Source organism: Alistipes provencensis, assembly GCF_900083545.1.
Lineage (GTDB): Bacteria > Bacteroidota > Bacteroidia > Bacteroidales > Rikenellaceae > Alistipes > Alistipes provencensis.
In genome coordinates this window covers 2,729,000-2,742,222 of record NZ_LT559262.1, presented here as the reverse complement: position 1 = coordinate 2,742,222, position 13,223 = coordinate 2,729,000, and the positions used below count along the sequence as shown (strand labels likewise).

General features: G+C 47.1%; 17 protein-coding genes. 15 read left to right on the top strand and 2 right to left on the bottom strand.

Annotated elements, in window-relative coordinates; translation table 11 throughout:
* Nucleotides 1–4 precede the first annotated feature (4 nt).
* From BN5935_RS10630 to BN5935_RS10585, 14 genes are all read left to right on the top strand, one after another.
* Complete coding sequence (locus BN5935_RS10630; RefSeq protein WP_064976095.1) at nt 5–463, top strand: hypothetical protein; 459 nt, start codon at nt 5–7, stop codon at nt 461–463.
* Between the two features lie 108 nt (nt 464–571).
* A complete protein-coding gene (locus BN5935_RS10625; protein WP_064976094.1) occupies nt 572–958 on the top strand; it encodes an HIT family protein in 387 nt (128 codons plus the stop codon).
* 661 nt (nt 959–1,619) lie between these two features.
* Complete coding sequence (locus BN5935_RS10620) at nt 1,620–2,084, top strand: helix-turn-helix domain-containing protein (protein WP_064976093.1); 465 nt, start codon at nt 1,620–1,622, stop codon at nt 2,082–2,084.
* 313 nt (nt 2,085–2,397) lie between these two features.
* Nucleotides 2,398–2,550: a hypothetical protein gene (locus BN5935_RS15195; protein WP_157377880.1), complete on the top strand. Its 153-nt coding sequence runs from the start codon at nt 2,398–2,400 to the stop codon at nt 2,548–2,550.
* A gap of 35 nt (nt 2,551–2,585) precedes the next feature.
* A complete protein-coding gene (locus BN5935_RS15190; protein WP_157377879.1) occupies nt 2,586–2,729 on the top strand; it encodes a hypothetical protein in 144 nt (47 codons plus the stop codon).
* Nucleotides 2,698–2,904 (top strand): hypothetical protein, encoded by a 207-nt coding sequence (locus BN5935_RS15315; protein WP_064976092.1) that lies wholly within the window; start codon nt 2,698–2,700, stop codon nt 2,902–2,904. Before BN5935_RS15190 ends, BN5935_RS15315 begins: the two co-directional genes overlap by 32 nt.
* A gap of 8 nt (nt 2,905–2,912) precedes the next feature.
* On the top strand, nt 2,913–3,101 hold the full coding sequence (locus BN5935_RS15310) for a hypothetical protein (RefSeq protein ID WP_162272070.1): 189 nt from the start codon (nt 2,913–2,915) through the stop codon (nt 3,099–3,101).
* 19 nt (nt 3,102–3,120) lie between these two features.
* Complete coding sequence (locus tag BN5935_RS15185) at nt 3,121–3,393, top strand: hypothetical protein (RefSeq protein ID WP_147625814.1); 273 nt, start codon at nt 3,121–3,123, stop codon at nt 3,391–3,393.
* Entirely contained in the window at nt 3,390–4,325 is a 936-nt protein-coding gene (locus tag BN5935_RS15180; protein WP_147625813.1) for a rolling circle replication-associated protein, read from the top strand. The genes BN5935_RS15185 and BN5935_RS15180 overlap by 4 nt, the downstream gene beginning before the upstream one ends.
* 2 nt (nt 4,326–4,327) lie before the next feature.
* Nucleotides 4,328–6,259 (top strand): hypothetical protein, encoded by a 1,932-nt coding sequence (locus BN5935_RS15175; RefSeq protein WP_147625812.1) that lies wholly within the window; start codon nt 4,328–4,330, stop codon nt 6,257–6,259.
* Between the two features lie 2 nt (nt 6,260–6,261).
* Nucleotides 6,262–6,573, top strand: a complete 312-nt coding sequence (locus BN5935_RS15170) for a hypothetical protein (RefSeq protein ID WP_147625811.1) — start codon at nt 6,262–6,264, stop codon at nt 6,571–6,573.
* Nucleotides 6,574–6,675: 102 nt separating this feature from the next.
* Complete coding sequence (locus tag BN5935_RS10595; RefSeq protein ID WP_147625810.1) at nt 6,676–7,665, top strand: hypothetical protein; 990 nt, start codon at nt 6,676–6,678, stop codon at nt 7,663–7,665.
* 754 nt (nt 7,666–8,419) lie between these two features.
* Entirely contained in the window at nt 8,420–9,271 is an 852-nt protein-coding gene (locus BN5935_RS10590; RefSeq protein WP_064976087.1) for a metal ABC transporter solute-binding protein, Zn/Mn family, read from the top strand.
* Nucleotides 9,268–10,041 carry a metal ABC transporter ATP-binding protein gene (locus BN5935_RS10585; RefSeq protein WP_064976086.1) on the top strand — a complete coding sequence of 258 codons (774 nt, stop codon included), beginning with the start codon at nt 9,268–9,270 and terminating at the stop codon, nt 10,039–10,041. The genes BN5935_RS10590 and BN5935_RS10585 overlap by 4 nt, the downstream gene beginning before the upstream one ends.
* 58 nt (nt 10,042–10,099) lie before the next feature.
* On the opposite strand, the gene BN5935_RS10580 is transcribed toward BN5935_RS10585, so the two are convergent.
* Both BN5935_RS10580 and BN5935_RS10575 read right to left on the bottom strand, forming a co-directional pair.
* On the bottom strand, nt 10,100–10,387 hold the full coding sequence (locus BN5935_RS10580) for a hypothetical protein (protein ID WP_064976085.1): 288 nt from the start codon (nt 10,385–10,387) through the stop codon (nt 10,100–10,102).
* Nucleotides 10,388–10,533: 146 nt separating this feature from the next.
* Entirely contained in the window at nt 10,534–11,535 is a 1,002-nt protein-coding gene (locus tag BN5935_RS10575) for a hypothetical protein (RefSeq protein WP_235821081.1), read from the bottom strand.
* Between the two features lie 395 nt (nt 11,536–11,930).
* Between BN5935_RS10575 and BN5935_RS10570 the strand changes: the two genes are divergently transcribed.
* The gene (locus BN5935_RS10570; RefSeq protein WP_147625809.1) at nt 11,931–13,187 is read left to right on the top strand and encodes a hypothetical protein; all 1,257 of its coding nucleotides are present in this window, start codon (nt 11,931–11,933) and stop codon (nt 13,185–13,187) included.
* The last annotated feature ends 36 nt before the right edge of the window (nt 13,188–13,223 follow it).

Genomic DNA, 13,223 nt, shown 5'->3' with positions numbered 1-13,223 from the left:
GGTTATGGAGGATTTTGCAACTGTCATATGGGTAGTGATCATCGCCGGAGCGATGGTCTTCAACGTCGTATCGCAATCCCGCAAGGCCCGCGGAAAGGGCGCCAAGCAGGTTCCCCACGACGAGGCATGGCCCTCGTCAGCACCCGACATACCGATGCCTTCGACAGCCCCGACACGCCCGGAGCCGATTGCAGCCGTTTTTCCGGACGAATGCCGGAGCCTCGAGGAAATCCCCGCGCAGGAGTATGAGCCGGAATATACGGCGCTTAAAACAGCCGAAACGGGAACGCTCCGACACCAGACGACCGACCGGCTCAAAACAGCGCCTGAAACCGACGAAATCGCCGCGCATGCCATTTCCGATGCGCCGGAGGAGTCCTCATCATCCATCGCCGGAGAATTCAACCTCCGGCAGGCCGTAATCTATTCGGAGATACTGAAGCCCCGCTTCGACGAGGAGTAGGTTCTCAGGCCCTGTGTGGCCCCGGTTCCGCCGCCGGGAGCCTCGGGCTTTCCGCCTGTTTTCGGGCAAAACAGCATCCCGCAAACACTTTTTAAACAGCATAAGAAGATGGCAACCATTTTTTCACGCATCATTGCGGGGGAGATTCCCTCGTACAAAGTAGCCGAGGATGAGAACTATTACGCATTTCTCGACATCAATCCGTTGACCAAAGGCCATACGCTGGTCGTACCCAAACAAGAGGTGGACTATATTTTCGACCTCGACGACCAAACTCTGGCAGGCATGATGGTCTTCGCCAAGCAGGTAGCGGCCAAAATTCAGCGCGAAATAGCATGCGCAAGGGTCGCCGTGGTCGTTTTAGGACTCGAAGTACCGCATGCGCACATCCATCTGATCCCCATCCAGAACGAAAACGACGTCGATTTTCACCGTGAAAAGCTCAAATTGACGCCGGAAGAGTTCCGCGAAATTGCCGATAAACTGTCGAAATAGGGGATTGTTAACAAAAATATAATTCGCTGTATTTAAGGCGGGTAGTGGGTTATTAACACTACCCGCCCTCTTTTTATTTAACATAATATATGCGAAATCCAGAAATGCTGCCGATTCTATCGATCAGTAATCGGGAATAACTCAAAAACAGTCTAAAAATAACAGAGAAGGGTAGGTTATTTACAAATGTAAACACAAAAAGAGTTGTTAATTCCATTTGTTATTACATATATAAACTAAACATCTGTTAATAACCCGGTTAATATTATCCATTTGTAAAAACACCCTGATAATGGTATAACCATGAATTTAAGATTGAATCGGCCCAAGTAAAACTATTAAACAATATATTATTCATATATTAATAATCAGTAAGTTATAATATTTATTTAAAGTAACGATTCGGGTATGGGCCGAAACTTATCGGGTATAGATGACAGCTCATACTATCAGCCCGGTACACACAACTATTTGATCTAATTACCAGCATTTTAAAGGTAATTATATCAAGTAATGCTTTATAATTATCGAGTAAGGCTTATTTAACCATATTCTCTTATTTACAATTGTAAATTTTGTCAACACCTATTAACATTTTACAAATGTAGAATTTTCTTGTTTTACAAAAAACAAATATTTATATTTGTAAAAATTTGCGCGAATGAAGGAAAAATTGCTCGATTTGATGAAACACGAAGGTTTGAAGCCGAGCCAGCTCGCGGAGATGCTCGGAATCAACCCGGCCGGAATCTCCCACATTCTCGCCGGACGAAACAAGCCGGGCTTCGATTTGCTTCAGAAGATTCTCAGGAGGTTTCCGCAGATCAATCCCGATTGGCTGTTACTTGACTCGACGCAGATGTATCGCAACGAACCTGCCGATATCGCAGAAGTATCCGCACCGACGTCCGCGATGCAGCTTCCGATCGACAAGGATTTGTTCGGGTCGGCAGAAACCGAAGCTGCCGCCCCGAAAACCGCCCGCCAGAAACCGGAGTCTCCCGAGGCATCCGCCACTCAGGTCGCGGCTCAGTTTCCGGCCGGCCGGACCGGAGCCAACGTTCAGCGCGTCGTACTGTTTTACGACGACCAGACCTTCGAAAGTTTCACTCCGACAAAGCGCTAAAATCTTCCACCGGAAAAATTTCCCGGAATATCCCTCGCACGGAAAGTTTAAATGTAAAACAGTCAAATAGCATTCTGAAAGAATATAGGTGCAACCAAGCAATCCGACGTAACCACAACTACAACAAAAAAGCACATCTTTTATCAGGTGTGCTTTTTTGTGTATCGAAATTGGCATGCGACGTGCTGTCGTATTCTTAAGAAGATTGAATTAATATTGCTATTATGTTAAATTATGGGTGATTAAGTACTGATTACTACGTTGTGCATAAGCACTTTATACCTTTAATAATTTATTAATTTGTAGCAAAATTATGTTCAATGATGCTTTTAAGGTCAAAATTGACCTTGCTTCTCTTGTTGCTATTGTCGAATCTATTCGTGACAATGTTCCTCCTTGTGTAATTATTCGTCTTGAGGCTATTATTGATGACCTTCGTGGTATTTATAATAATCTTGCCGAGTAGCTTTACATTTGTAAAACCCTTTAAACCACTTAATTATGGAAACTCCCGAGGTTGTAATTGTTCTTCCGAATGGCACTCAGATTCAGTGCACCGCCAAATCTGCTAAATACTTGATTATTGGTCTTGGTTTGGAATCTGTCATGAAAGATGGAAAAGCTGAAATCTCTGCTGAAAAGTAAAAGGTTCTGGGAACTCGTTGCGGCTATCGTTGCCGCCCTCACCGCGTTTTTCCTTACCTCTTGCTCTACCTCTCACTATGTTGCCCAAAGCGTTTCGAGCTTTGTAAAAGGTGATACTACTACTACTATTATTAAATACGAGCAAGTCGGCTCGTTTACTAAAAAATCTAAGTAATTTGAATTATGAAAACTACTGTTGAATTTGTGGTCGTTATTAATGGCCGCCCTTACATTTCTCTTGCTACTGCGGCCGCTATTGCCCCGGTTCTGTCTGACATCCGTTCTCGTGACCATAATGGCCAGCCTTGTAACATCGAGGTCTACAAGCAGACTACCGAACCATATGAGCTTGGACCGGATAACGATAAGTAAACACCATTATGATTGTCTTATGGCTTCGAATACATGGCGCGGACTTGAGGCGTTAATCGCTTGGTCCGATTCCGTGACTTGGTTGACAAAATCGGGCAAAGACCCGATTTTGTCGATTAAGTTTTATAAGGTCGAAGACTTTCTTCGCTGGAAAGATTGGGTTATTGATACTTTCATGCCTTATTGTTATACTGTCTCAACTGATGGTGTTGTTGATATCCAAATTCCCGTTAAGGGTTATTTCCAATCCGTTACCAAACCTGATAAATGGCATGCGAGCAACCTAAGATGATCATTAACCGCCGCTATAAGGATTTGACTTATAACGAGGTTATCGATTATTCTAAGTTGAATTACGGTACTTTTTGGCCCCCGGATTATTATTTGGAGGTTCCTTGCGGCTACTGTCATTCTTGCCAGAAATCCGTTAATAATCAGTACCGTCTTCGTTTGCTGTATGAGGTCCGTAAATGGCCGCCCGGCTCTTGCCTGTTTGTTACCCTAACCTTTGATGATGATAACTTAAAGAAGTTTTCTAAGGACACTAATAAGGCTGTCCGGTTGTTTTTAGATCGTCTACGCAAAGATTATGGTAAACAGATTCGACATTGGTTCGTTTGTGAATTCGGTACGCTTCACGGTCGTCCCCATTATCATGGTATTCTTTTTAATGTTCCTAAAAATTTAATAGATAATTATGATTCCGATTCTCCCGGTCATCATCCTTTGCTTGCTTCACGTTGGAAGTATGGCTTTATCTTCGTGGGTTACGTTTCAGTGGAAACGTGCGGGTATATCACAAAATACGTTACTAAAAGTATTAATGGTGATAAGATACGTCCCCGTATTATCTCTTCTCTTGGTATTGGTGACAATTATCTTAGTAGCGACGAATCCTCTTTTCATAAGTTGGCTGGTACTTATCAGCCCTTTATGGTAATGGATGGTTTTAAGCAAGCTCTACCCCGCTATTATTATAATAAAATCTTTACCGAGGTCGATAGACAAAATATGGTTCTCGACCGTTATATTTCTCCTCCTGCTACCTTTAGCTGGCAAGGTACCGAGTATTTCGATAAGTTTAGTCAAATTATGGCCCGCCGTTCTACCTATGAGCAAAACTGCCTTATTGACCTTACATCTTCTACTCCCCTACCCCGTTCTAATCGTCTTTCTTCTTTTGATAAATTCAAGAAAAATATGGATGAAAATAAAAGTTTTTAAATATGGCAAAATACCGTATTCCGTCTGATTATGAGAATCAGACACCCCGCGCGGTTCACTCTCGTGTCGCTCCTATTTATGGCACCATCCACCCGGGGCTTGCCTACCCGGTCCATCATCGCCGCTTGAATACAGGTGACCGTATTCGTGGCCGTATGGATCAGCTTTTGCAGTCGCAGGCAATTCGTGGTCCTCTGATGAATGGCTTCAAGCTTGTTACTATCGCTACCTTCCTTCCTGATTCTACTATTTACGGTTGGATGCGTAACGGTAAACGCTATTCTCCTGAGCAGTATTTTGATTTCGGTAAGTTCTATTTCAATCCTTTCAACGCTTCGAATTTACAGTATTCCGACCCGTCGACTGGATTGGTTCGTTATTCTCGTTTTATGCAACGAGGTTTGACGGTTTCCGGTTTTACTGGTCCTCTCTCGGGTGTTTCTGCTTTCGACGCTTGGGTCTCTGATGAGGTTGAAACTCAGCCCGGCTCTACGGCTCGCATTACCCATGTAGGCCGTGGTGGTCTTTGGGATTGGCTTGGTCTCCCTGCTGGTTCTGTTTATCCTCGTAATGGTTCGTCCTCTTCGTCTCTTGCTGCCGCTCCGAGTATGTACCAGAATTTGGCACCGTTCTTCACCTACGTTCTTTCGCATTATTATTATATTGCGAATATGCAGGAAGATTATATGTATTATACTCGTGGTGCTGGTGATGTTTCTATTGAAGCGTTCTACCGTACTGGTGCTGCTGGTTCCTATGGTCCTACGGCTTTCGGTTCTGTCTTTAACGGTATTTCTCCTGACGCTTTCCTTAATACCGTTGATTTGCTTGCTTATTATTCGGCTTCTGGTCAGGCTGCGCCTTTTTCGCAGTTCTATCAGGGCCAATATTCTTCGTTTATCAATCCCGTTGCGGTTATGCTGACTTCCGGTCTCCAGAACTCTGGTGGCCTGCTTTCTGTTCCTTATGCTCCTGATTTGTTTGGTAATATCATCAAGCAAGGCGCTTCCCCTACTGCTCTTATTAATGTTGAGGATGACCCCGACGGTGAGTCTCCTACTGGTTACGTTGTTGGTGTTCCCGAACTTCGTTTGAAGACCAAGATTCAAAACATGATGGACCGTGTTTTTGTTTCTGGTGGTCGTGTCGGTGATATCTTCCGCACCCTGAATGGTGTTAAGTCTTCGCCCTACGTCAATAAACCTGATTTTCTCGGTGTTTGGCAGGCTTCTATTAATCCCTCGAATATCCGTGCTACTTCGAACGGTGTTGCTTCTGGTGAAGAGGTTAATCTTGGTCAGTTGGCCGCCACTCTTGATAAGTATTGTGATTTTTCGAAGCATTCTGGTATCGATTACTATGCTAAGGAACCCGGTACTTTTATGCTTATTTCTATGCTTGTTCCTCAGCCTGCTTATTGTCAGGGTAAACACCCTGATTTGGATAATAATACCTTTGCGGATGATTTTAATCCTGAATTGAACGGTCTTGGTTTTACCTCTGTTCCTCGTCATCGTTTCACCATGATGCCTCGTAATTTCAAGACCCCTTCCGGTAGTGTTTGGTTCTCGGATTCGGCTACCAATCCGTCGTCTACCGTTGACCCGAATACTGTTTCTGTTGGTGAGGAGGTTGCATTTTCTTGGCTTCGGACTGATTACCCCCATCTGCATGGTGATTTCGCTCAAAATGGTGCTTATCAGTATTGGACTTTGGTTCGTCGTTTCACTACTTACGGTGTTCTTGAAGCTCCTGAAAACTCTTTTGTTTATTCTGATGGTGAGTATACTGGCACTTATATTAATCCTCTTGATTGGCAATATTTGTTTACTGGTCAGACCCTTTTTGACCAGAATTTCAGTCTCTATATTTACGCTGATTTGAAAGTAACATCTTCGCTTTCGGCTAACTACATGCCTTATCTCGGTCGTTAATTATGTATACTAAAAGAACGCTTGTAAATCATGGCTCTATTGAGCATGATTGTAATCCTTTTGTTGAGCGCGTTTCTGTCGCTCGCCCCGTTTCGTATTACGTCCGTGGTGGTGTTGATTTGGACGGTGTTTCTACTCGTAAACCTCTTCCGGCGGCTTTTGATACCGCTGAAGCTATAGCTTCCGGTGAGGTTGATGTGTTTACTGATGCTACGGTTTCGAAACTCGATTTGCTCGATATGGCTTCTACTATGGCTGCTGAATCCGAGGCTCGTGCTTTGAAGGATGGAGCTCGTGAGCCGAATGCCGACTAATTGAACAATAATTTGTGGTAGGGGCCGCAATATACTTGATATATATTGCGGAGTGCGGAAAGCACGTCCCCTACCCTATTTTAAATAGAAAAATTGAACAATATGTCGATTCTTGCAGGTCTTGCCGGTGCCGCTGGTAACTTTGCTTTCGACCAGCTTTCTAATTCTATTAATTCTCGCCGACAGCAACGCTACAATGAGCGTAATATGGAGCTTCAGCAAAAGTATCAAAAGGAAATGATTGATTACGTCGCTGATAAAAACAGCCCTATGAAGTCTGCCGCTCGTTGGCGTGCCGCTGGTATTTCTCCTGCTGATGTCTTCGGTAATTCTCCCGGTGGTGCTGGTATTGCTTCTGATGCCGCTGGTCCTTCTTCTTCGAATCCCGACGGTGGTTCTTCTCGTTACGATTTTGTTCGTACTATTGCTGAATCTCAGATGATGCGTAACCAGCAACGTTTGACTGACGCCGAGGTTGATCTTAAGGAAGCTCAGGCACAAGAAGCTCGTTCTCGTACCACTGGTCAGGATATTGAAAATTCTATGTCCGATCTCCTTAAACGCGCCAAATCTGCTGCCGCTGGCATTGCCGAGCTCGAGGAAAAGATTAAAGGCATCGAAGCTAAATGGCTTGAAGCTGAAAAGGCTAAGGATATGGAAATCAAAGATTCGATTCTCCGTGAAACTGATCAGCGTATTTCTAACCTTATGTCTGATAAGGCTTACAAGGAGCAGGCTACTGAAAAGCTTCGTTCTGATATGGACCTTATTAAGGCTCAGATTGCCACCGAATCCTCTAAGCAACATAATCTTGATGCTCAAACCGAGACGGAGAATCAAACCCGCAAAGGTAAAGTTGATAAATTGACAGAGGAGGTTAATAATCTTATTGCTAATACTGACCTTTCTAATGAAAAGTCGCGTACCGAGCTTTACGGTCGTCTTGTTGATGTACTTGGCCTTTATACTACTAAAACTATGGCGGAGGAAGGCGCTAAGCAAATTATTAATAGAAATCGTCGTAATGATTGGCGATTTGAGCGTCTTTCAACATCGGAAATTGAACGTTTTCTTGATAAAACCAAACGGTAATACTATCTTTGTGTATGGATGCTTTAGTAAATATTATTCCGTGGTTATTTTTGTTGTTGCCGCTTGTTTTGGCTTTTTACTTGATTCGCGGCATTGTTCGCTATCTTAACCGTCATTAGCCCCCACTACCCCGCCCTATTGGACGGGGTTTTTAATTGCTTGATACTCTGTATTTTACATTTGTCATTTACAAATGTAAATTAATTATTGTATACCAGAATTAGCACGTTTATTTCTGATGGTCCGGCCGCCTTTGTCTTGGGCTCACTCAAAAGCCCGAGACATTGGCGTGTCGGACTACTTCGTTTAATTATTTTCCCTATAATGTAGTATCTCGCTGCACCGAGATACGGAATGTCTCCGGTATGTTATGCGCGCGCGCGTGCTTCATGTGCGTGCGTAAAATCTTCATATCAATAAAATAATTGTAAAATTTATCGTTTTTTTTGGAAATGTAAAATATTGTTTTTTACTTTGCAATCGTAGTTCTGTGCTACATGGTTCTTTGACGTACTGCCTCCCCTATTCTTCTCTTAGGCAGTACTTAAAAACCCCTCTCCCCTACCCTCTAACGGGTTGAATATCAGTGAGATATAGGCTATTATGTTAAATTATATATGTAACAATCTTATATACAGATAATAATAGCAACTAACACCTGACAAAACCGGACACAAATACAGGGTCTAAGCATAATTTATTACCTTATTTTATTACCTTTGTTCGGTTTAGAAATCAGCAGAGATTATCAATCATGCACAAAATTGCGACATACCTGTCAGCGATCATAATGCTGGCAGCCTGCACAACGCACAAACAACAGGATGACAATACATTATATGTATCGATACTGCCATTGCAGAGCCTTGTGGAAAGCATCGTCGGCGGGGATTTCGATGTCGAAGTGCTCGTCCCGGCCGGAGCCAGTCCCGAGACATTCGAACCGACACCCCGGCAGTTCGTAGGGCTCAACAAAGCGCAACTTGTTTTTAATGTGGGACTTATCGACTTCGAATCCACGCTTTTGGGCAAGATGGAGAATCAGGAAAAGGTCATCGACCTGAGCCGTGGAATCGACCTGATCGAAGGCTCTTGCTCGCACAACGACCATGGACACAACCATGCACATGGGGTCGATCCCCATGTCTGGACCTCGCCGAAGGCCTTGCAGACCATGGCGGCAAATGCCTACGAGGCAATTCACAAAGCCTATCCCGATTCGGTGAAATACGAAGCCAACTACAAGCGGCTGCTGGAGGAGTTACAGGCGCTGGATGCCCGCACGGCGGAGAAGATTGCGCAGAGTGGCATTGAATATTTCATCGTCTACCACCCTGCCCTCACCTACTACGCCCGTGATTACGGGCTGCGGCAGGTGGCCATCGAGGCCGACGGCAAGGAGCCTTCGGCCAAACAACTGACGGCGATCATCCGGCAGGCCCGCGAGGACGGCGTCCGTCGGATATTCTACCAAAACCAATTCCCGGCATCGACCGTAGAGGTAATCGCCCGTGACATCGACGCCGAATATGTGGCGATCGACCCGCTGGGCAGGGACGCCATTGCCAACATCGACACGATAACCGACTTAATCACCGCAAAATGAATCTGGTAACGATGCGCGACGTGAGCGTCGCATACGACGGATACGAAGCCCTCCGGCACGTCGATCTGGAGATCGGCGACAAGGATTTTCTGGGCGTCATTGGCCCCAACGGAGGCGGAAAGACGACACTCGTGAAAGCCATACTGGGGGCTGTGCCCTACACGGGGGAGATACGGCTTGCTCCGGAGTTGTTCCGGGGAAAGGAGCGGCTGATCGGTTACATGCCGCAACTGTCGGATTTCGACCGCACGTTTCCGATCTCGGTACTCGAGGTGGTGTTGTCGGGATTGCAGGGACGCCGCGGGTTCCGCGCCCCTTACACCCGGGAGGATCGGGAGAAGGCGATGGAACTGCTGGCATCGTCGGGGATTGCCGGGACGGCCCGAAACCCCATCGGCGAAGTATCGGGCGGCCAGATGCAGCGGGCATTGCTGGCCCGGGCCGTGATCTCGGACCCGAAGCTGCTGATTCTGGATGAACCCGCGAATTTCGTAGATAACAAGTTCGAAAAGGAGCTCTACCGCACACTGCACGAACTGAATACGCGCATGGCGATCGTCATGGTGTCGCACGACATCGGTACGATCACAAGCGTCGTGAAAGAGATTGTCTGCGTCAACCGCCACGCACACCGTCACCGTTCGAACGTGCTGACCGAAGAGCAGTTGCGCAACTACGACTGCCCTATCCAGCTCGTCTCGCACGGCCACATTCCTCACACCGTGCTGGAGCACCATCCGGGCGACGGATGCTGCTGCGACCACGAATAAAACGAGCGGAGCGCCCCGCATGGAGCGCTCCGCTGTTTTTCAACGAAAGGGAACTACCCTACTTTTGGCCGTTGATCTGGCTCAGTTTTTCGAAGAGCTTGCCGAAAGCGTCGTCGATCTCGGCGCGCAGGGCAGCGTAGTGCTTGCGGACGAGCGACGGATTATGCGGCTCGGCAGGATTCATCGCCTTGGCGAACAGGTCGTTGCGCACGGCAACAGCCTCCTGCATCACCTCGAAAATCTCCTTCTCTTTCGAAGGCTGGAAACAGATAGCCATATCGCAGTCGAAAACAACCTCCTCGAGGCGGTAATCAATCTCTTTTTTCAGTACGCGTAAATTTGCCATATTCGGTAGATTTTAGAATTTTTGCTTCGGCAAAGGTAGTAAAACCTTTCGGATTATCAAACATTTTCAGGCTGCGTCCCTGGGAAATAATTCCCGGCGAGGGGCGGATAAAAAAAGATTCCGGAAATCCGGAATCTTTTCTCTGGCTACATTTTTTCGAGGTCTTTATAGGTCTTCTTGGCGGCTTTCTCTGCTTTTTTAGCGGCCTTGGCCTCCTTTTTGGCAATCTTCTTGGCCGCCTTCTCCTGCTGGCGGACTATCTTCTGCGCCTCACGGGCCTCGTGCTTGGCGAGTTTCTCGGCGGCCCGGGCCTCCTTCTTCACCTCGCGGGACTCCTCGCGCACCTCCTTCTTATATTCATGCTCGTTGGGCATCTCGACGATGATCCCGCTCACCTGCTCATCGACGACCACATAAGGTTCTGCGGGTTGCGCAGGCTGCGGAGCCGGTTTCGGCTTGGGAATCAGCGTGCGCTGTTCGACGATGCTGTTGACCTTGTAATCGATCGTCAGTTCGACACGGCGCAGCGGCGGCAGGATATTCTCCTTCATATAGTCCCATGCGGCGGTCATTTTCTTCAGCGCCAGTTCCTTCTGATCCGGAGACTGCCTGCCGTCGAGAATGCCCAGCACGGCCTGCTTGTCGGGCATGGACGACTGCGCGACCAGCGTGCGGCACATCTCCCAATCCTCGGCGACGGAGTTCACCGTCACCTTATACTTCTTCGAAAAGTCGTATTTCCGGTCGAGATAGGCCTTGAAATCGTTGGCACGGCGGGCAGCCAGCGCCTCGTTGAATTTCACGGGTCCGTCGGGTGACGAATAACCCGTGATGGTCACCGCGCTGACCTGCTTCAACGTGTCTTTGGTCAGGTCGCCGACGAAGGCATTGAGTTCGTCGAGTTCCTTCGAATTGCCGCTGAGCGCGGCGTTGAGCGTCGCCAGATTAATCCGGTAGCGAACCGAATAATCGGTGTCGTTCCGGCTTTTGACCAGAAACCTGCGGACCATGTAATCGCCGTCGGCAGTCTCCGACAGCAATACGGTGTCGGCCGCAGGCGCCGGCACCGCACTCTTGGTCTGGGCCGTCGCTCCGGCAGCGGCACACAACGCGAGAGAAAGAGCGAATGTAGATACGATTGTTTTCACGCTAAAATAGTGTTAGTTAACTGCACTCCCCTCTCGCAAGATTCGTACCACGGTAAACGAGGCTTCGTACAAGAGCATGCCTTTTTGTATGATTATCAAAAAGTTTTTCCTACATTTGCATTGTATACGGCCTGGCCGTATACGACATATTATTGATGAAAGTGTATTCGCTTTTGTCCTCACTTCGAAATCTGGTAAATTTCAAAATCACGGGGATAGCAACACACTCGTCACCTCGTATCGGTATGCAACAGCGTCGCTCCATACCCTTACAGGTGTGGGGTATTGTTTATTCGTGATTGGGTTTACCAGAACCTCGAAGTGGATAAACGAATCGACTCCACACTTTCTTTTTGTAGTTGCCAGCCGGAGTCGATGGCAAAAAAAGAAATAACATGAAAAGAATTCTTCTTGCATTGGGGGCAATGTCCCTGCTGCTGGCGTGCGGAGACGACGATTCCGGGTCCTCCTACGACCTCTCGACGGCCTCCATCGCCAATGCGTCTATCATTTACAAACGGGCGGCAACGACGCGGGCCGCAAACGGCAGCGACGAGGATGAGGGTTACTGGAAAATCGACCGACAAGGCAACGAGACCCGCATCCTGCTCTACGACAAGGCCGGAAATCCCACCGATGTGAAGATCGAAAAGATCGAGAAGCTCAACGACAAACTGCTGCTGATCGAAACGAATTCCTACCCTCTCCGGATGATCGCCGACCTGCAGACTGAAAAGCTCTATCAGGCACCCGACGTTCTCGACACACCGGTCAAGGAGGGTCCCAACGGAATGCTCTACTTCGTTGGTAAATGGATTGACGCCGTGAACAACCAGATGCTCTACAAACTCGATCCGAAGAATTTCACCATAGAACAAGTGCTTCCCGACGGGCAGAAATGCAACAACTTCCTGATAAACAAGGGTGGTACAATCTATTACACCCCCAACGAAGACCTGTTTCACGATGGCGGCAAATTTAAAATGCCCAGCGGACGCATCTATCCAGTCTCAGGCGAGGTGGTTTTCCTGACCGGAAACGACCTTTATTCGTTGATTCTAGACCAACTCACCATCTCGAAATGGAATCAAAAGTCGAACAACGAGCTCGAAAAAATGACCGTATGTCCGCTTTATGAAGAGGGGCTGCCCGATCAGTTTCCGAGAGAAATCATCAGTATCGTGAAGAACGAAAAAAGCAACAATACAATCATATTCATGCCGATATACGCCGATATTCCCGGACAGATCGGTTACATGCTCTATGAGTTTGACGGTTCGCGGATCGTCCGAACGATAACCTACGATCAAGATAACAACGAACTTCATAAAGCCATCTCAATATGGTGGGAAATAGGCACCAGCCAAAAAGAGTCTCTGGCAAACGATTATCTTTTCTTTACAGGCAGTGAAATTCTGACGCTCAATCTCGACGACTATTCAATCAAATCCACACCGTACACCTTCCCTGCAAGCGAATATGAACTATACGAGACGACGATGGACGAGGCTAATAAACGCCAACTGTTCACGGCACTGCGTTACGAGGACGGCAAAGTCGTGATCGGCGAAATATCGGCACAGGGCCGGATTTCGATCATCAACGAAAAGGAATCGTCCAACAAAATCATCAATCTGATCGCCCTGAACTGATCCGTCCGGGCACAAAAAACGGGAGGTTTTCGCAAA